Source organism: Micromonospora craterilacus (assembly GCF_003236315.1).
In the GTDB taxonomy this organism is placed as follows: Bacteria; Actinomycetota; Actinomycetes; order Mycobacteriales; family Micromonosporaceae; genus Micromonospora; species Micromonospora craterilacus.
The window spans coordinates 1-18,446 of sequence record NZ_POTY01000139.1 but is presented as its reverse complement, the minus strand read 5'-3'; the positions used below and the strand labels follow the sequence as shown (position 1 = coordinate 18,446).

Sequence of the window (18,446 nt, the reverse complement as noted above, 5' to 3'; positions counted from 1 at the left end):
TTCCGCAACCCCGTGCTCTCCGGCTTCCACCCCGATCCCAGCGTCTGTCGGGTCGGCGAGGACTACTATCTCGTCTGTTCGAGCTTCGAGTACTTCCCCGGCGTACCCATCTTCCACAGTCGCGACCTGGTGAACTGGCGGCAGATCGGCAACGTGCTCGACCGCCCCGGCCAGCTCGAACTGTCCCCGGGCGCCGACGCCTCGGGCGGAATCTTCGCCCCGACCATCCGCCACCACGACGGCCGGTTCTGGATGGTCACCACCAACGTCAGCATCGGCCGGCACCTGATCGTCACCGCCACCGACCCGGCCGAACCGTGGTCCGATCCGGTGTACTTCGACCTGCCGCACGTCGACCCCTCGCTCGCCTGGGACGACAACGGGGACTGCTGGATGACCGTCTCCGGGGTGGAGTCCTACCGGATCGACCCGGCGGCCGGCACCGTCCTCGAAGGCCCGGTGCCGATGTGGTCCGGCACCGGTGGGCAGTACCCCGAGGCCCCGCACCTGTACCGGATCGGCGAGTGGTGGTACCTGCTGGTCTCCGAGGGCGGCACGCACACCGGGCACGCCGTCTCCGTCGCCCGGTCCCGTAGCATCCGCGGCCCGTTCGAGCCCGGCCCGGTCAACCCGTTCCTCACCCATCGGAGCACCAACCAGCCGATCCAGGCCACCGGTCACGCCGACCTGGTGCAGGCCGGGGATGATAGCTGGTGGATGGTGCTGCTCGGCATCCGCGCCAAGGGCCAGTGGCCGCCGTACCACGTGCTGGGCCGCGAGACCTTCCTGGTGCCGGTGCAGTGGGTGGACGGCTGGCCGGTGGCCGGCTCGGTCGAGGAGGTGACAACCGCTCCCGCCGGCAGCCCGCCGGCCCACGCCGCGTCGCCCGACCCGGGCGACCACCGGGACGACTTCGAGGACGCCGAACTGGCGCCGGGCTGGATATCGCTGCGGAACCGGCCGGAGCGGAGCTGGTCGCTGACCGACCGACCCGGTTGGCTCACCCTGCACGCCGACGGGGCGACCCTCGACCGCGCCGGGGCCACCATGGTCGGCTATCGGCAGCGACACCACGACTGCCGAGCCGCCGTCCACGTCGACCCCGGCACCGGGCGGGCCGGCCTGACCCTGCGCATCGACGAGGCACACCACTACGACCTTGAGCTGTCCGGCGGCATCGTACGGGCCATCGGCCGGGTCGGACCGTTCTGCCAGGTGTTCGGCGAGCGGCAGGTGCCGGCCGGGCCGGTCACCCTGACGATCGCGACCCGGACCCACGATCTGCTCCCGCCGACGGTGACCTCCGCCGACCAGGTGGCGGCACCCGGGGCTCCCTTCGGCGTACGCCCCACCGCCTGCGACATGGTCAGCTTCGAGGTGCAGACCGCCGACGGCCCGGTCGTCCTCGCCGAACTCGACGGTCGGTATCTGTCCACCGAGGTCGCCGCCGGCTTCACCGGTCGGGTGTTCGGTCTGTTCGTCACCGAGGGCAGCGCCGCCTTCGACTGGTTCGACTACCGGCCGGTGTCGACCGACGAAGGCTGACCGCGGCAGGCCGAGGAGGAACGGCGGTGTCCCGCCTGGCCCGGTGGTTAGCCGGGCCAGGCGGGACGGTGGTGGGGGGATTGCGGTAGGTGGGCTACCCGGCGGTGCAGGACGTGATCTGCGGTCGGGCGCTGGAGTTACCGTTCATCATCGTGGTGAAGCCGAAGGTGTTGCCGCTGCCGTTGGAGCGCATCGTCATCACGTTGCCACTGCTGTCCCAGGTGGGATTGCCGCTCCAGGTGCCGGAGATCTTCTGCGGTGGGGTGATGGTCACGACCACGGACCAGGTGCTGGCACCGCTGACGGTCACCGAGGTGTTGTACCGGTCGCCCCAGACCTGACCGGGCGTGATCGTCGCGGTGCAGCCGCCACCGCCGGGCGGCGGGGTGGTCGGGTTGCCGCCGGGGTTGCCGTTGTTCAGCGCGGCGAGCACCGCGTCGTAGGCGGGCTTCTTGTTGCCGCTGCCGTTGAACAGCAGCGGACTCTCGCTGGAGCGCCACGAGTCGGAGTCGCGGATGCCCCAGACGGTGATGCCCTTGCAGCGGGCGACCGCGAGGCAGTCGTTGACCACGTTGCGGTACGCGTCTGTTGGGGCGTTGCGGATGTCCAGCTCGGTGATGTGCACGTCGACGCCGAGGGCCGCGAAGCTGGACAGCGTGGTGCGGTAGTTGCTCGGGTAGTTCGAGCCGCCGGTGAAGTGGGACTGCAGGCCGACGCAGTCGATCGGGACGCCTCGGTTCTTGAAGTCCTGGACCATCCGGTAGACGGCCTGGGTCTTGGCGTCGTTCCAGTTGTCGATGTTGTAGTCGTTGTAACAGAGCTGGGCGTTCGGGTCCGCCTGGCGGGCGGCGCGGAAGGCGGCCTCGATCCAGTCGTTGCCGGTGCGCTGCAGGTTGGAATCCCGGCGGGCCCCACTGGAGCCATCCTGGAACGCCTCGTTCACCACGTCCCACCATGCGATCTGGCCGCGGAAGTGGGTGGCGACCTGGGTCACGTGGTTGAGCATCGCGTTGCGCAGCGCGGTGCCGGACATGTTCTGCATCCAGCCGGGCTGCTGCGAGTGCCAGGCGAGCGTGTGCCCGCGGACCTGCATCCCCCGACTACGGGCGTGCTGGACGATCCGGTCCGCGTTGCCGAACGTGAACTGACCCTGCTGCGGCTGGGTCGCGTCGATCTTCATCTCGTTCTCGGCCGTGACCTGGTTGAACTCGCGGTTCAAGATGGTCGTGTACGCCGAGTCGTTCAGCCGGCTCGCCGCGACGGCGGTCCCGAAGTACCGGCCGCCCCGCTCGGCTGCGGACGCACCGAGGGTGCTCGCGGCGCTCGCGGTGCCGGGCAGGACGACGGTGCCCACCGCAGCCAGCAGGCCGACGGCCGAGAGGGCAAGCGCTGCGCGCAGCCGTCTCGACCGTCCCGTGTCGGCAGAGTCCCGGCTCATCTGATGCTCCTTCCGACAGCCCGGCGGCAGCCCGGTTTCGGGCAGCACAATCCAGACGTATGGGTGTGGGTGAGGAGAATCGAGCGATACCAGCCAAAGGGATCGCATCGATCCTTAGTAGATCGAAGTATTACAGCGGCGTTTCGCGCGGGTCAATGACTTCCGGAACGCTTCTGGAACCCGCGGCGAAACCCGGTGTAGCGGTTTGCCGCCCGCACACCGGGCGGTGGGAACTCGCCGGGCGCGGGACCTACCTGGCGCCGGCGCGACCGCGTCCCGGTGCGACGAGGTCATGGGGCACGATCAGGGCATGGCGTTCGATGGGCTCGCGTACACAGGAACAACCCACGACCGGGCGACGAGCCTGCGCACCGACCCGGACTGGGTCGCCGAGCAACTCCGCCACGACGACACCCTGGTCCTGCCGATGTGGCGTGACCGCCCGCTGCTGACCGCGACCGGCCAGCCGGCCATGCTCACCGCTCGAGCCGCCCGCGCCCTGGTGACGGCCGCCGACCAGACCGCCCTGCTGGGCCTGGACGGCGCCACGGCGACCTTCGCCGCCGACCTGAGCGCCATCGAGGAGGCCGACGCGCTGCTGCTCGGCGCCGCGGACACCAGCGCCGACCTGCGCAGTCTGGCCACCACGCTGCCCGGCCCGCTCGCCGCGACCCTGGCCTACGCGCGCGGGCTGCTCTACTGGAACCGGCACACCCGGTACTGCGGGTCGTGCGGCGCCCTTACCGCGAGCGCCCACGCGGGTCACCTGCGGCTGTGCCGCGGCTCGGAGTGCGGCCGCCAACTGTTCCCCCGCATCGAGCCGGCCGTGATCGTGCTGGTGGAAAGCCCCCGCCCGGAGCCACGATGCCTGCTCGCCCGCCATCACGGTGCCGGCACGGACGGCTTCTCCCTGCTGGCCGGGTTCGTCGAGATCGGCGAGAGCCTGGAGGGCGCGGTACGCCGCGAGGTAGCCGAGGAGGCCGGCGTCGCGATCGGCGCGGTGACCTACCGCAGCTCACAGGGATGGCCCTTCCCGGCGGGCCTGATGGTCGGCTTCGTCGCCCAGGCCACCGACGAGACGATCGCCGTGGACGGAGCGGAGCTGCTGGAGGCCCGTTGGTTCGACCGCGCCGAGATCGTCGAACGCATCGTCGACGGTCCCGGCTCCGGCCCGGCCGACTCCATCGGCGGGTGGCTGCTGCGCTCCTGGGCCGGCCTCGACCGGCCCTGATCACGCCCGGACGGTCCTGGAACGGCCGGCGTCAGGCGTAGAAGCCGGCGCGCAGGTTGATGCCGTGCTCCAGCCACGCCTTCAGGCTGCAGAGCATGCTGGTCCACCCCTCGCAGTTGCCGTACGAGGCCCGCTGGCCTTCAGGGGTGGCGCGCCAACCCTCCTCGGCGATCGTGACGAGGGTCCGGTCATCACCGAGCGGTTCGAATTCCATGGTGACGGTGGTGGAGTAGGCGGCGCCCGTGACCGGCGCGTCGCCAGTCGACGCGGCACCGTCGGCCGCCTCCCACCGCAGCACGATCCGTCGGTCCGGCTCGACCTCGACCACCTCGACCGGGAACGCCCCGGGGAAGTCGGCGAAGTCCCAGGTGACGGTGGCACCAGTGGTGAGGCGGCCCTTCGCCCCACCGGTGGTGAAGTAGTGGGAGAGCTGGTCCGGGTCGACCACCGCTTCGAACACCTCGTGCACCGGGCGACTGATCCGCCCAGCGATCTTGAACCGCAGGTCCATGGTGATCTCCCCTCTCGCCTGCCGACATGTTATATCTGTATAACATGTCAGCACGTCGGGCGCAGCGCCCCAACCCGGATCCGGTCGACGAGGACGGCGTGTTCAAGGCGCTGGCGTCGCCGACCCGGCGGCGGATCCTCGACCTGCTGAAGGACCACGCCCGGACCACCGGCGACCTGTGCGACCGATTCCCCCATCTGGACCGGTGCACGGTGATGCAGCACCTACGGGTGCTCGAGGCCGCCGGGCTGGTCATCGCCCAGCGCAAGGGCCGCGAGCGGTGGAACCACCTCGACCCGCTCCCGATCAAACACATCCACGACCGGTGGATCGGCGAGTACGCCAGCGCCGCGGTGGGCATGCTCGCCACCTTCAAGACCGAACTCGAACGCGGTACGCCGGACCAGGAGGCCGGCGGCAAGGCACCGTAGTCCGCCGACGACTTGAACCGCATCCGGTCCGCGGCGACGGTTCAGGCTTCCGTTAATTCAGCGCGCGCTGTACTGTTATCGACATGGAGGCGTTGACCCACGGAGACGTCCTGGCTCGTTTCGGACACGCCCTGTCCGATCCGGTCCGGGCCCGGCTGCTGCTCGCCCTGCGTGACGGCCCTGGCTACCCCGCGGAACTGGCCGACCTGCTCGGCACCAGTCGGCAGAACCTCTCCAACCACCTGGCCTGCCTGCGCGGTTGCGGCCTGGTGGTGGCAGTCCCGGAAGGTCGCCGCTCCCGCTACGAACTGGCCGACGCCCGGCTCGCCCACGCCCTCGGCGACCTGCTCGGCCTGGTCCTGGCCGTCGACCCGGCGGCATGCCCCGCCGCCGACACCGACGACTGCTGCTGATGGCCACCCCGCTGCCGCTCGTCCCGAGCGTCCCAGCCGACCGGTCAGCCGAACGGCGGGCGGTGCTGACCCGCCGGATCCGATGGTTCGTCGCCGCGACAATCACCTACAACGTCATCGAGGCGATCGTCGCGATCACCGCCGGCACCATCGCGTCGTCCACCGCCCTGATCGGTTTCGGACTCGACTCGGTCGTCGAGGTGTCGTCCGCCGCCGCCGTCGCCTGGCAGTTCAGCAGCGCCGACCACAAACGGCGCGAACGCACCGCGCTGCGGGTCATCGCCCTGTCGTTCTTCGCCCTCGCCGCCTACGTCAGCGTCGAGTCCGCACGCGCGCTACTCGGTGACGACCGCGCGGATCACTCCACCGTCGGGCTCACCCTGGCGGCCCTGTCCCTGGCGATCATGCCGATCCTGTCCACCGCGCAGCGCCGGGCCGGCCGTGAACTCGGATCCGCCTCCGCCGTCGCCGACTCCAAACAGACCCTGCTCTGCACCTATCTGTCCGCGGTGCTGCTCGTCGGTCTGGCGGTCAACTCGCTCTTCGGCTGGTGGTGGGCCGATCCAGTCGCCGCACTCGTCATCGCGATCGTCGCCGCCAAGGAGGGTCGGGACGCCTGGCAGGGCCGCTCCTGCTGCGCCCCGACCGGTCCCGCCGGGCCGACCACCGCCGGCTGCGCCGACGGTTGCTGTCCGCGCTGATCGGGTGAACCCGCACCGGACTTCCGCCCTGCTATTGACGGTGCGGCTGGCGGCCACCTTCGAATGATCGGATCGAGCTCGCAGTCGGAAACCTGACCTGTCCGTGCGAAGCCCTGCGATGCGCTGCGAAATCATGTTGATTTGCACCGATCTGCGGATGAACGGTAAGGCTCCCCACCGACAACTGCGCGCACGTTCGCTCGGCGACATCGAGTAATCTGCTGGCCACCAGCGAAGAAGCTCACTTGCTCCGGTGCGAGCGCCACGAGTGGTCGACGGGTACCGAACGCGCGAGGAGAAGCCGATGGCTCGCATCCGCAGTGAAATCGAAACCCCGGTAGCCCATTCCGACGGTCTCGAATGGTTGCTTCACCCGATCACCCCCGCGGACTTCCTGCACACGGCCTGGGAACAGCAGCCGCTGCTGATCAGCCGAGCTCAGCGGGACTATTTCCAGGATCTTCCTGGGCTCGACGAGGTCGACGAGATGATCACAACGACGATGTCGGGTCGGCGGATTGTCGAGGATGACGCGAGCCGGCTCGTGCGTACTGACGACAAAGGGCGCATCTCCCAACGCGATTTTCGCATCACCCGTGCAGGGGTACCTGACATCCAGGACATCTACCAGGCGTACCACGAGGGCCACACGATCGTTCTCAACGGGATCCATCGTCGGTCGTCCAAGGTGGCGAATCTGTCCCGGGCGCTGGAGGCCACGCTGCATCATCCCGTCGGCGTGAACCTGTACCTGACGCCCCGCCACAGTCAGGGCTTCGACCTGCACGTCGACGACCACGACGTCTTCATCCTGCAACTGCACGGCACGAAGGTGTGGCATGTGGCAAGCGGGCTCTCCCCCGCGACGGAGCACGGCAAGCGACCGCTGAGCGATATCGAACTTCGGACGATGACTCTGGAGTCCGGAGATTCGCTGTACATCCCGCGCGGGTTTCCGCACCGGGCGCAGGCAACCGCCACCTCGTCACTGCACCTGACCGTTGGGGTCCACGCCTTCCGCTGGGCGGACCTGATGACCGAGGCGCTGCGCCTGCTCGCCGATGACGACGCCGAGTTTCGCAGCGCGCTGCCACCCGGATTCCTCGACCGGGAGATCGATCCCGAAAACGTGGCAAGACTCGGCAACCAGCTGGCCCATGCGCTGACCGACGAATCCTTGGCCCGTCGCGCAAGGCAGAGTCTGGGCGCACGGCTGATCGGTGCCGGCAAGGCCGCTCCGGGCGGGCACTTTCGATCGCTCGACCGCCTCGCGCGGCTGAGCGACGATTCGCTCGTGCGGCGGACCCGGACCATGTACCACAGGATTCGTAGCGGCCCCGCCGACGTTGCCATCGAATTCGACGGCAACTTCGTGTCGGGCCCACCGTTCCTCGAAGACGCGCTCCGCTTCATCGCTGACCACGAACTCTTCCGGGTCGACGAGCTACCCGAGATCGGCAACTTCCATTCGAAGGCGAAGACGGACCTTGTGTCCCGGCTGATCCGCGAGGGATTTCTCGCGGTGGCCGACGAAGCACCGGAGGGCAATCATGCAACCTGACCCGAGTAAACTGTCCGACGATGCGCACCGCCAGCTACGTGATTGGCGCGTTACGCTCTGGGAACTGGATCGGCGGTACGAGGACAAAGGTCTGCTCGCGCTGGCTGCCATGTCCTTGGCCGACGAAGAGATCCGGGCCCGGCTGATCAGAGATCCACAGAGCGTGATGGCGGAACTTGGCATCACCCTTCAACTGCCCGAGCACACGACCGTACGGTTCGTTGAGAACACTCAGGACACCCTGACGGTCATCCTGCCGGCCCGCTTGGCCGAGCGGGAGCAGCGACCCGCCGGCCTCGACGTTCACCTCGCGTCCCGCCTCACCACGCTGAAGGCCTTCCTGCAGGACGACTTCGACTTCAACGCGCACCCCGAAGGCGACGTGATCAGCAATCCAGCTAGCGCCGACCACCTGGACAGCCACATGGAGTGGGGTGACCCGAACACGCGGGACTAAGAGCGATCGGCCAGCTCGTGGCTGTTGACACTCCGAGGTGATTCCGTACAAGATCTCTTCTGTGCGAAGCGCCTTCCTCACCAAGCGGGGTCACATCGACCTCCTGCGCGTCGCCAGCGCTGCCTGTCGACCCTGCCGCTGACGCCGGGTCCCTCTTTCCGCCCGCCGCGGGCGTTTCCCCACCTGCCGTAGGTCTCCGGCCCTACCGCTGCGCCCGCTCAACGGCACCCGCTCCATCCGACAGGAGAGCTGTCCATCGTGCACAAGATGTCCGTACGCCTGGCCACCGCCGGGCTCGCCCTCACCCTGCTCGGCACGACGGCCTGGGCCGCGCCGGCGAACGCCTCGGCGTTGCCGGCCGTGCCACCGTCCGCGCCGAGCTTGAATCAGATCGCCGGTTACCCCCGGCAGAACGTGCTGCCGGTCTGGCCGGACAACCCCGCCGACGCCTCCATCCCCATCGGCGTCATCCCGTACGACGAGATCGCCCCGAAGCTGAACGCGTTGCAGGCCACGAGCGACCGGGTCTCCGCCCGGGTGGCCGGTAAGTCCAGCGGTGGCTACGACCTGTACGCGGTCACCGTCACCGCCCCGGAGACCCGCGGCGAGGCTCGCCAGCAGGAGGAATGGAAGCGCCTCATCGAGGACGAGCCGGTCCGGGCGCGCACCGACCGGAAGCTGCTGGCCGGGTACAAGACCCCGCTGTTCGTCAACGCCAACATCCACGGCAACGAGTGGGAGGGCACCGACGCGGCGCTGCGCGTCATCGAGGAGTTCGCCACCAGCACCGATCCCGAGGTGGCCCAGCTGCTGCAGCGGAACCGGTTGATCTTCAACGTGACGTCCAACCCGGACGGTCGGGTCGCCGGCACCCGGGCCAACGACGCCGGGTACGACCTCAACCGGGACCTCACCATCGTCTCGCAGCCGGAGACGAACCTGATCCGCGAACTCACCATCGACACCAAGCCGATCATCACGCTCGACCTGCACGGCTACGTCAGCCCGACGTTGCTGCACCCGAGCACCCCGCCGCACAACGTCAACAACGAGTACGACCTCTTCATCAAGCACGCGCTGCCGAACGCGCTGGCCATCGAGGAGGACCTGCGGGGCCTGGGCTACGCCGAGACGCAGCGCGCCCGGATCCCGTTCCGGGACGACGCGCCGGGGGTCTGGGACGACTTCCCGCCGATCTACGTGCCGTCGTTCGCGCTGCTGCAGAGCAGCATCCCGTACACCATCGAGGCGCCGCTCAACCCGCGCGGCACCAACCTGACGCCGGAGGAGCGGATCCGTCGCTCCGGCATCAACACCGACGTGCACGAGGTGGCGATCAAGACGTCGCTGCGGTACATCCAGGACAACCGCGCGGAGCTGCTGCACGACCAGGCAGAGGTCTACCGGCGCGGTTGGGCCGGCGAGCCGCTGCGGGACATCCCCGACGGCTACGTGCCGGGCTGGGGCCCGGAGGACAACTACAACACCGTCTTCCCTCGGGCGTACGTCATCCCGACCGGCGCCGGGCAGCGCTCCGAGCCGGCCGCCGCACGGCTGGTCGACCTGCTGATCGGCAGCGGTGGTCGGGTCTGGCAGGCGAAGCACGACTTCCGCGCCGAGGGACGCAGCTACCCCGCCGGCTCGTACGTCGTCGACCTGCACCAGCCCAAGCGGGGCCTGGTCAACTCGCTGCTCGAACCGGGCATCGACCTCACCGACCGGGTGAACGACCTCTACGCCGGCCCCGCCGCGTGGAGCCAGGGGCTGACCTGGGGGGCCACCGTCGACACCCTCTGGGACCAGCTGCCGAAGGTGCAGCTGACCCGGGCGTACGACGGGGTGGCCGAGGGCACGCTCCCGCCGGCCAGCGCCGACCTTCGCCTGAACCTCCAGGACGCCGCCGACCTGCTGGTGGTCAACTCGCTGATCCGCAAGGGCCTGCGGGTCTACCGGCTGGCCGACGGGTCGGTGGTGGTGCCGGCCACCCCGGCAAGCCGCCCGCTGCTCAAGGAGGAGGTCCGTAAGCACGGCGTCACCTTCGAGCGGGCCCCGGCCCGCTGGCAGGGGACCCGGCTGGACGAGATCGTCGTCGGCTACCTGGGCAGCGTCGAGGCACGGGACACCCTGGCCGCGCTCGGCTTCCCGACCCGGGCCGTCACCGCCACGACGCTGGCCAGCACGCTGACCGACGAGGTCGACGTGCTGCTGGTCGCGAGCAACCTCAACGTGGCGACCCTGACCGCGGCGAACCGCGCCGCGCTGGACGCGTTCCTGGCCAGGGGCGGCGGCGTGGTCGGGCTCGGCACCGCCGGGGCGAACTTCGGCAACGCCACGTCGCTGTTGAGCGTCACCGCCACCGCCGGGCCGTCGCTGGCCAGCGGGGTGGCCAACGTGGTCAACCAGGGCGGCCCGGTCACCTCCGACGCCAGCCCGCACGCCTTCATCAGCCAGCCGGTGTGGTTCACCAACCTCGGCACCGGGGTGACGGTCGAGCAGTCGTACGCCGCGGACCCGCTGCTCGCCGGCTGGTGGGCGACCTCCGGGGCGAACGGGCAGGCCGCCGCCGCGAACCGGGCCAGTGTCGTCCGCAGCGTCAGCTCCGGTGGCAACGGTGTGGTGCTGATCGGCACCAACCCGACCTTCCGGCTGCACCCGAAGGGGTTGCAGGCGCAGCTGGGCCGGGCTCTGCTGTGGGCCGCGCAGCCGACGCCGTGAGCTGATCCCGCACGGCTGACCGTGCAGCGGTGAGGGCCCGGAGCGCTGTCGCTCCGGGCCCTCACCCGATCCGGCCCAGATCGGGCCGAAAGACCTACCCGGGTGCCCGGCGCAGCGGACATGCTGGAGTCATGAACGGCCACCGTCCGCGGCCGGACGCGAAGTGCCCGCTTCGCCCCGAGGAACCGTGCACCCTGTGCCAGCTGGACGTGACCGGCCCGCAGGACTGCCCGCTGGTCTACCTGGTCATGTCGGACGACGAACTGCGCGCCGGGACGCACCGCAGTCGGCTCGACGTCGCGAGCCGGCGGCCGGCGGCCCGGCCGGCCCGGTAGGTCCGTACCGCACCCTTACGCACCGGGCTGCGAGCCCAGCAGCCGCCGGGCGTTCGCCCCAGCGACCTGCTGGGTCTCCCCCTTGTCCGGTCCGGCCACCGCCGGATGTCGGCCCGATGGTGCAATCCGTTTCTTACAGCTCTGTTGCCGCAATCTTTCAATCGCCAGTCGATGTATTGCGGTCGGGTGTCGGCGGCTGGCATCATGACCGTCAATTCCGTCCCACCTTCGAAGGAGTGGTCGGCATGGCGCTCACCCGCCGCACTCTGATCGGGTCCATCGCGGCGGGGTCCGCGCTCGCCGCCGCCGGCGACCTGGTGCCCACCGCCACCCGCCCCGCCCACGCGGCCAGCCCGCCCGGTGACGTGGTCGGGAAGATCACCGTCGGCTACCAGGGCTGGTTCAGCTGCCCCGGCGACGGCGCGCCGATCGGCGGCTGGTGGCACTGGAGCCGGGACCGGTTCCAGCCGCCTTCGCCGAGCAACACCACGATCGTGTCCTGGCCGGACATGCGGGAGTACGCGCACGGCTACCCCACCGCGTACCCCAACCTCGGCAACGGCCAGCCCGCGACGTTGTTCTCCTCGTACGACCAGCAGACGGTGGACACCCACTTCCGCTGGATGCAGGAGCACGGCTGCGACACCGCCGCGTTGCAGCGGTTCAACCCGGTCGGCGACGAGGGGCCGACCCGCGACGCGATGGCGTTGAAGGTCCGCGGCGCGGCCGAACGGTTCGGGCGCAAGTTCTACATCATGTACGACGTCACCGGCTGGACCTCGATGCAGTCGCAGATCAAACAGGACTGGACGACCAAGATGTCGGCGCACACCGCCTCACCGGCGTACGCCCGGCAGAACGGCAAGCCGGTCGTCTGCATCTGGGGGTTCGGCTTCAACGACGACGGCCGGCCGTTCGCCCCGGCGCCCTGCCTCGACGTGGTGCAGTGGTTCAAGGCGCAGGGCTGCTACGTCGTCGGTGGGGTGCCCACCTACTGGCGACAGGGCATCAACGACTCCCGGCCCGGCTTCTCCGACGTCTACCACGCGTTCCACATGCTCTCGCCGTGGATGGTCGGGCGCACCGGCACCCTCGACGGGCTGGACTGGTTCCACGCCAACGTGAACACTCCCGACCTGGCCGACTGCACCGCCCACGGCATCGACTACCAGCCCTGCGTGATGCCCGGCGACCTGTCCGCCGGGCACCGCCGGCACGGCGACTTCTACTGGCGGCACCTCTACAACATGATCCGGCTCGGCGCGCAGGGCCTCTACGTCTCGATGTTCGACGAGTTCAACGAGGGCAACCAGATCGCCAAGACCAGCGAGACCCAGGCGGGCACCCCGGCCGGGGTCGGCATCCGGGCGCTGGACGAGGACGGCACCTTCTGCTCCGCCGACTACTACCTGCGGATCACCGCCGACGGCGGCCGGATGCTCAAGGGCCAGCTCGCGCTCACGCCGGTGCGACCGACCCCGCCGGTCGTCGGGAGTGGGCCGCCACCGACCGGCAACCTGGCCGCCGGCCGGCCCGCGTCGGCCAGCAGCCAGAACGGCCCGTTCACGGCCGGCAACGCCGTCGACGGCGACCGGAACAGCTACTGGGAGGCGACCAACAACGCCTTCCCCCAGTGGTGGCAGGTGGACCTCGGCGCGGCGTACCAGGTCAACCGGCTCGTCCTCGCCCTGCCGGCCGGCTGGGAGGCGCGCACCCAGACGCTGTCGGTGCAGGGCAGCACCGACGGCACCGCGTTCACCACGCTGGCCGCGCCGGCCGGGATCCGGTTCGACCCGGCGACCGGCAACACCGCCAGCGTCACCGTGCCGACCACGACCGCCCGGCACATCCGGGTCACCGTCACCGGCAACACCGCCTGGCCGGCCGCCCAACTGGCCCACGTCGAGGTGTACGCGACCACCGGCACACCCAACCCGCCGCCCCAGGTCGACCTGGCGCGCGGCCGGCCGACCGCCGAGAGCAGCCACGTACAGAGCTACGGCAGCGGGAACGTCGTCGACGGCAACCCCGACAGCTACTGGGAGAGCGCCAACAACGCCTTCCCCCAGTGGGTGCAGGTCGACCTCGGCACGGCCACCGCGATCGGGCGCGTCGTGCTCCGGCTGCCGCCGTCGGCGGCCTGGCAGACCCGTACCCAGACGTTGTCGATCCAGGGCAGCACCGACGGCGCGGCCTGGAGCACCCTGGTCGCGTCCGCCGGCCGGGTCTTCGACCCGGCGACCGGCAACCAGGTGACGCTGGCCTTTTCCGCCGCCCCGACCCGGTACGTCCGGGTCCGGTTCACCGGCAACACCGGCTGGCCCGCCGGCCAGCTCGCCCAGCTCGAGGTCTACTCCGCCTGACCGCGCCTGTCGGGCCGCGGCGGCACCACCCACCACCGAGTAGAGATGAGTCACCCGATGAACCGAAGCATGCGCGCGGCACGGCCGCGCTGGCGCCGACCGGCGACGGCTGCCGTGACGGCGCTGGTCACCGCACTGGGCATCCTGGCCGGCCCGCCCGCGGGCGCCGCCAGCGGCAAGCCCGGGCCGGCCGGCGCGGGCCCGGTGGTGACCCGGGCCGCCCTCGACCCGGCGCTGGTCGCCGGACGGGGCGCCCGGGTCGCCTTCCTGGAACAGGAGGCGGAGAACGCGCAAACCAACGGCGAGGTGATCGGCCCGGACCGGACCGCGTACACGCTGCCGTCGGAGGCCAGCGGCCGGCGGGCGGTGAAGCTGCTGCCCGGCCAGCACGTCGAGTTCACCCTGCCCGCGGCGGCCAACGCGATCACCGTGCGCTACAGCATCCCGGACGCGCCCACCGGCGGCGGCATCACCGCACCACTGGACGTCGCAGCCAACGGCAAGCGGCTCCGGACCATGACCCTGACCTCGCAGTACGCCTGGCTCTACAACCAGTACCCGTTCACCAACGACCCCAACGCCGACCTGCTGCACCCGGACTGGTGGATCACCGAGTGCTCCTGCGTCCCGGCCGGGACCACGCCGTACCCGAGCATCACCAAGCCGTTCCGGCCCAGCCACTTCTACGACGAGCAGCGGCTGCTGCTCGGGCGCAGCTACCGGGCCGGTGACCGGATCCGGCTCACCGTGCCGGCCCGCAGCAACGCCGCCTGGACGGTCATCGACCTGCTCGACTCGGAGCTGGTCGGTCCGCCCCGGGTGCGGCTGCGCGCGGCGAACGCGCTGGCCTTCGGCGCCGACCCCACCGGGCGCCGCGACTCGGCCGCCGCCATCGAGCGGGCGATCGCGTACGCCAAGCGCAAGAAGCTGCCCGTCTACCTCCCGCCGGGCACCTACCAGGTGAACCGGCACATCATCGTCGACGACGTGACAATCGAGGGCGCCGGCAACTGGTACACCATCATCAAGGGCCGCGAGGTCGCGCTGCCCACCCCGGCGCCGGACGGTTCGGTGCACACCGGGGTCGGCTTCTACGGCCGGGACGCCGCCGACGGCGGTAGCCGCAACGTGCACCTCTCCGGCTTCGCGATCGAGGGCGACGTCCGGGAGCGCATCGACACCGACCAGGTCAACGGCATCGGCGGCGCGTTCAACGACTCCACCTTCGACGGACTGCACATCCGGCACACCAAGGTGGGCATCTGGCTCGACGGCCCGATGCGCAACGTACGCATCACCAACAACATCATCGTCGACCAGATCGCGGACGCGCTGAACTTCCACACCGGCGTCACCGACTCGCTGGTGGCCGACAACTTCGTCCGCAACACCGGCGACGACGGCCTCGCGATGTGGTCGGAGGCGACGGCGAACGCCCGCAACACCTTCGACCGCAACACCGTGCAGTCACCGGTGCTGGCCAACGGAATCGCGATCTACGGCGGGACGGACAACACCGTCTCGAACAACCTGATCGCCGACCCGGTCCGGGAGGGCAGCGCCATCCAGATCGGGTCCCGCTTCGGCGCGGAACCGTTCACCGGACATCTGCGGATCACCAACAACACCACCGCCCGGGCCGGCACGTACGAGCTGAACTGGAACATCGGCCTCGGCGCGATCTGGCTCTACGCCCTGGACCGCAGCATCGACGCGCGGATCGAGGTGACCGGGGACGCGTACCTGGACAACACCTACAACGCGATCATGCTGGTCAGCGAGTGGGGGGTGAAGGATCTCTACTCGATCAGCAACGTCCGCTTCCGGAACATCCGGGTCGACGGCACCGGCACGTCGGTGGTGAGTGCCCGTACCGCCGGCTCCGCGTCGTTCCAGAACGTGGACGCCCGCAACGTGGGCGCGGTGGGGGTGAACAACTGCGGTTCGTTCCACTTCACCCCGGCCGGCTCCGAGTTCAGCCTCACCGACCTCGGTGGCAACGACGGGGGCTGGCTCGCCCCCTGGCAGTTGCCCAACACCATCACCTGCGACGACCGCCCGCCAGTCGTACCGCCGCCACCGCCGACCCGCTGGTGACCCCGGAGCGCCGTCGAAACAGCTCGTGCCGGCGGCGCTCCGGCCGCCGGGCGGCGCGGTCCGCCGACCGCGCCGCCCGGCCTCGACTCACCTGCGGGCCTGGACCTGGGTCATGGTCAGGCCGTGTCGTTCTCGGCATCGGCCACCGCACTGACGACGACGCGGGTCCCCCAGGGGTCGTGGACGGTGATCGAGGTGTCGGCGCGGTCGTGGGCGACGTCGGCGGCGGTCAGCCGCTGCGCCAACGCGTCGAGTTCGCCGATGCCGGCGACGTGTACGGCGACGGAGCGCAGTCCCAGCGAGTCGGGCCTGGCGCCGGCACCGGCGGAGGACCAGGTGTTGACCGCCAGGTGGTGGTGGTAGCCGTCGGCGGCGAGGAACAGCGCGCCGTCGGTGCGGGACGTGACGGCGAAGCCGAGGGTGTCGGCGTAGAAGGACTCCGCCTGCTTGAGGTCGCCACCGCGCAGGTGGACGTGGCCCATCGTGACGGCGCTGCCCGAGCCGGTGGCGCCCCGGTCGAGGTGGGTCCGGATGAAGGCGTTCGGATCGATCGCCGTGCTGCCCATGACCACCTGTCCGGCCGCCCAGCGCCACTGGTCGCGGGGCCGGTCCACGTACAGCTCGACCCCGTTGCCGTCCGGGTCGGCGAAGTAGAAGGCCTGGCTGACCCGGTGGTCGGAGGCTCCCTGGAAGGCGTTGGGCGCGACGGTCGCGGTGTCCACCAGGGCCCGGGCGAGGGCGGCCTCGTCCGGGAACAGGAACGCGGAGTGGTACAGGCCGGCCTGCCGGGGGTCGTCGGCCGGCGCGTCCGCGACTGCGAGGCGCAACAGCGGGACGCCGTCGCGGCCGAGCGTGACCTCCCGGTCGCCCTGACTGATCGGGCTCAGCCCGACGCCCCGGGTGTAGAACTCGCGCAGACCGTCGAGGTCGCCGGTCAGCAGCTCGACCGGGCCCATCCGGGTGCCCGCGCCGAGGGCGCTCTGTGGTGGCCTCGTCCCCGACCCGGCCTCGTCGGGACGGACGACGGCCCACCCGAGCGCGGCGACGACGCCGACGGCGACCAGCGCGGCGGCACCGGAGATCCAGCGCCGCCGACCGGCGCGACGGCGGGCGGAGGAGCGCTTGGCCGTGGATCGGCGAGTAGCGGAAGACACGCAGCGTGGTCCTTTCGTCGCCGCAGCACCCGGGCGGGCGGACGGACGGGAATTTAGTTGAGAGTACAACTACTTGATCGAATCGACCAGGCGCGCCCGCTCGCGCCCCTCGCCCACCGGTCCGGCGAACCAAGTGGATCAATTCCTTCGCGTACGGTGTGTCGATGACCGACATGGTGACCACGATCCGCCAGGTGTGCCTGGACCTGCCCGAGGTCAGCGAGCGCCTGAGTCACGGCACACCGGCCTGGTTCATCCGGGAGAAGAAGTCCTTCGCGCAGGTCTGGCCCGACGGCCACCACCAGAACGAGTTCCCCCACCTGTGGTGCGCCGCCCCGCCCGGCACCGCGGCGGAGCTGATCGCCTCGGACCCTAAGGTCTACTTCCGGCCGCCCTACGTGGGGCATCGCGGCTGGGTCGGCGTACGCCTCGACACCGGCATCGACGCGGCCGAACTCGCCGAGGTCATCGAGGACGGGTACCGGACGGTCGCACCGCGCACACTGGTCGCCCAACTCGACGCGGGCTCGCCGAAGGACTGACGCGGTCGGCACGTCGGCGGCGGCCGTGGACCGGTCAGCGACTCGGCTCGAAGACGGCCCGTACGCACCCGTCGGTCTGCTGCTGGAACATCGCGTAGCCGTCCGGCGCCGCGTCGAGGGGCATGGTGTGCGTCGCGAACTGCTCGGTGACGATCTCGCCCCGGGCCATCCGTTCGAGCAGCATCGGGATGTAGCGGTGGCCGTGCTGCTGTGCGCCACGCAGCGTCAGGCCCTTGCTCATCACCGCGCCGAGCGGGAAGTTGTCCACCCCAGCCGGGTACGCCCCGAGCAGGAAGACGCTGCCACCCTTGCGGCAGTGGTGGACCGCCTCCCGCGCGGCGACGGGTCGCTCCGACTCCGGGCGGAGCCGCTGCCTGACCAGGTCGTACCAGGACCGGGAAGCGCCCCCAGGTGCCGGCATGCCGACCGCGTCGATGCACACGTCGGGTCCCCGGCCACCGCTGCGTTCCAGCAGATCGCCGCCGACATCGTGGGTCCGGTAGTTGAGGGTCGCCACGCCCTGCTGCTCGCGAGCCATCGCCAGACGGTCGTCGAGCCGGTCGATCACGATCACCCGGGCCGCACCGAGCAGCACCGCGCGGAACGCGTCGGTGACGATGAAGCCGAAGCTCACCGCCACCAGGATGCTGAGCACGATCACGGTCACCGGGGACATGCTGGAGCGGCCCCGGCCCAGCATGGATTCGACCGGCGAGGCGCTGTCGCCCTCGCCCGGAATGATCAACCAGGCGGTGACGTAGATCAGGATGCCGATGCCGCCGAAGAAGCCGAGCACCGCGAGCAGCACTCGCCAGAGCACCGGATCGGTGTTGGTGGCCCGGCCGACGGCCGCGCACACGCCGGCCAGGTAGCGGCCGTCGCGGGGGCGGACGAGTCCGTACCGCGAGGTGAAGCCGGCACCGCCGAAGGGCGTACCCGAGCCGTCCGGGGG

Annotated in this window: 17 protein-coding genes; 13 read left to right on the top strand and 4 right to left on the bottom strand. The window is 70.4% G+C overall.

Annotation, left to right across the window (positions count from 1 at the left end; genetic code table 11):
• Positions 1 to 1,545, top strand: a 1,545-nt coding sequence (locus C1I95_RS20920; protein WP_199523837.1) for a glycoside hydrolase family 43 protein, incomplete at its 5' end; no start/stop codon positions are given.
• A gap of 94 nt (positions 1,546 to 1,639) precedes the next feature.
• Here the strand turns inward: C1I95_RS20920 and C1I95_RS20915 are convergent.
• Positions 1,640 to 2,983, bottom strand: coding sequence for a glycoside hydrolase family 10 protein (locus C1I95_RS20915; protein WP_111215715.1), 1,344 nt, complete (start codon positions 2,981 to 2,983; stop codon positions 1,640 to 1,642).
• A gap of 310 nt (positions 2,984 to 3,293) precedes the next feature.
• Between C1I95_RS20915 and nudC the strand changes: the two genes are divergently transcribed.
• On the top strand, positions 3,294 to 4,214 hold the full coding sequence (gene nudC / locus C1I95_RS20910) for an NAD(+) diphosphatase (RefSeq protein ID WP_158566434.1): 921 nt from the start codon (positions 3,294 to 3,296) through the stop codon (positions 4,212 to 4,214).
• A 31-nt stretch (positions 4,215 to 4,245) separates the two neighbouring features.
• Here nudC and C1I95_RS20905 read toward each other — a convergent pair whose 3' ends face one another.
• On the bottom strand, positions 4,246 to 4,725 hold the full coding sequence (locus C1I95_RS20905; protein WP_111215701.1) for an SRPBCC family protein: 480 nt from the start codon (positions 4,723 to 4,725) through the stop codon (positions 4,246 to 4,248).
• A 44-nt stretch (positions 4,726 to 4,769) separates the two neighbouring features.
• Here C1I95_RS20905 and C1I95_RS20900 point away from each other — a divergent pair, with 44 nt between their 5' ends.
• The 10 genes from C1I95_RS20900 to C1I95_RS20860 all read left to right on the top strand — a co-directional run bounded on the left by C1I95_RS20900 (position 4,770) and on the right by C1I95_RS20860 (position 15,798).
• The gene (locus C1I95_RS20900; protein ID WP_111215698.1) at positions 4,770 to 5,156 is read left to right on the top strand and encodes an ArsR/SmtB family transcription factor; all 387 of its coding nucleotides are present in this window, start codon (positions 4,770 to 4,772) and stop codon (positions 5,154 to 5,156) included.
• A 77-nt stretch (positions 5,157 to 5,233) separates the two neighbouring features.
• Entirely contained in the window at positions 5,234 to 5,569 is a 336-nt protein-coding gene (locus C1I95_RS20895; RefSeq protein WP_111215696.1) for an ArsR/SmtB family transcription factor, read from the top strand.
• Entirely contained in the window at positions 5,536 to 6,270 is a 735-nt protein-coding gene (locus C1I95_RS20890; protein WP_111215693.1) for a cation efflux transmembrane domain-containing protein, read from the top strand. Before C1I95_RS20895 ends, C1I95_RS20890 begins: the two co-directional genes overlap by 34 nt.
• Before the next feature lie 304 nt (positions 6,271 to 6,574).
• A complete protein-coding gene (locus C1I95_RS20885; RefSeq protein WP_146605783.1) occupies positions 6,575 to 7,831 on the top strand; it encodes a cupin domain-containing protein in 1,257 nt (418 codons plus the stop codon).
• Complete coding sequence (locus C1I95_RS20880; protein ID WP_111215688.1) at positions 7,821 to 8,288, top strand: nitrile hydratase subunit alpha; 468 nt, start codon at positions 7,821 to 7,823, stop codon at positions 8,286 to 8,288. Before C1I95_RS20885 ends, C1I95_RS20880 begins: the two co-directional genes overlap by 11 nt.
• A 37-nt stretch (positions 8,289 to 8,325) precedes the next feature.
• Positions 8,326 to 8,430 (top strand): putative leader peptide, encoded by a 105-nt coding sequence (locus C1I95_RS37235; RefSeq protein WP_369122540.1) that lies wholly within the window; start codon positions 8,326 to 8,328, stop codon positions 8,428 to 8,430.
• A 125-nt stretch (positions 8,431 to 8,555) separates the two neighbouring features.
• Complete coding sequence (locus C1I95_RS20875) at positions 8,556 to 11,003, top strand: M14 family zinc carboxypeptidase (RefSeq protein WP_199523836.1); 2,448 nt, start codon at positions 8,556 to 8,558, stop codon at positions 11,001 to 11,003.
• Positions 11,004 to 11,134: 131 nt separating this feature from the next.
• On the top strand, positions 11,135 to 11,338 hold the full coding sequence (locus C1I95_RS20870; RefSeq protein ID WP_111215683.1) for a DUF6767 domain-containing protein: 204 nt from the start codon (positions 11,135 to 11,137) through the stop codon (positions 11,336 to 11,338).
• Between the two features lie 245 nt (positions 11,339 to 11,583).
• Positions 11,584 to 13,701, top strand: a complete 2,118-nt coding sequence (locus C1I95_RS35860) for a glycoside hydrolase family 99 protein (protein ID WP_199523835.1) — start codon at positions 11,584 to 11,586, stop codon at positions 13,699 to 13,701.
• Positions 13,702 to 13,758: 57 nt separating this feature from the next.
• Positions 13,759 to 15,798 (top strand): glycosyl hydrolase family 28-related protein, encoded by a 2,040-nt coding sequence (locus C1I95_RS20860; protein ID WP_111215681.1) that lies wholly within the window; start codon positions 13,759 to 13,761, stop codon positions 15,796 to 15,798.
• Between the two features lie 116 nt (positions 15,799 to 15,914).
• Here C1I95_RS20860 and C1I95_RS20855 read toward each other — a convergent pair whose 3' ends face one another.
• Positions 15,915 to 16,952, bottom strand: a complete 1,038-nt coding sequence (locus C1I95_RS20855) for a VOC family protein (protein WP_146605782.1) — start codon at positions 16,950 to 16,952, stop codon at positions 15,915 to 15,917.
• Between the two features lie 164 nt (positions 16,953 to 17,116).
• Here C1I95_RS20855 and C1I95_RS20850 point away from each other — a divergent pair, with 164 nt between their 5' ends.
• The gene (locus C1I95_RS20850; RefSeq protein ID WP_111215710.1) at positions 17,117 to 17,494 is read left to right on the top strand and encodes an MmcQ/YjbR family DNA-binding protein; all 378 of its coding nucleotides are present in this window, start codon (positions 17,117 to 17,119) and stop codon (positions 17,492 to 17,494) included.
• 34 nt (positions 17,495 to 17,528) lie between these two features.
• Here the strand turns inward: C1I95_RS20850 and C1I95_RS36470 are convergent.
• Positions 17,529 to 18,446 (bottom strand): PspC domain-containing protein (locus C1I95_RS36470; RefSeq protein WP_233513778.1); only part of this gene is annotated, 918 nt, incomplete at its 5' end.

Coding starts and splice junctions, on each gene's coding strand:
- nudC (WP_158566434.1), top strand. CDS start 3,294: ATGGCGTTCGATGGGCTCGCGTACACAGGAACAACCCACGACCGGGCG.
- C1I95_RS20875 (WP_199523836.1), top strand. CDS start 8,556: ATGTCCGTACGCCTGGCCACCGCCGGGCTCGCCCTCACCCTGCTCGGC.
- C1I95_RS20850 (WP_111215710.1), top strand. CDS start 17,117: ATGACCGACATGGTGACCACGATCCGCCAGGTGTGCCTGGACCTGCCC.
- C1I95_RS20880 (WP_111215688.1), top strand. CDS start 7,821: ATGCAACCTGACCCGAGTAAACTGTCCGACGATGCGCACCGCCAGCTA.
- C1I95_RS35860 (WP_199523835.1), top strand. CDS start 11,584: ATGGCGCTCACCCGCCGCACTCTGATCGGGTCCATCGCGGCGGGGTCC.
- C1I95_RS20885 (WP_146605783.1), top strand. CDS start 6,575: ATGGCTCGCATCCGCAGTGAAATCGAAACCCCGGTAGCCCATTCCGAC.
- C1I95_RS20900 (WP_111215698.1), top strand. CDS start 4,770: ATGTCAGCACGTCGGGCGCAGCGCCCCAACCCGGATCCGGTCGACGAG.
- C1I95_RS20915 (WP_111215715.1), bottom strand. CDS start 2,983: ATGAGCCGGGACTCTGCCGACACGGGACGGTCGAGACGGCTGCGCGCA.
- C1I95_RS20870 (WP_111215683.1), top strand. CDS start 11,135: ATGAACGGCCACCGTCCGCGGCCGGACGCGAAGTGCCCGCTTCGCCCC.
- C1I95_RS20890 (WP_111215693.1), top strand. CDS start 5,536: ATGCCCCGCCGCCGACACCGACGACTGCTGCTGATGGCCACCCCGCTG.
- C1I95_RS20905 (WP_111215701.1), bottom strand. CDS start 4,725: ATGGACCTGCGGTTCAAGATCGCTGGGCGGATCAGTCGCCCGGTGCAC.
- C1I95_RS20860 (WP_111215681.1), top strand. CDS start 13,759: ATGAACCGAAGCATGCGCGCGGCACGGCCGCGCTGGCGCCGACCGGCG.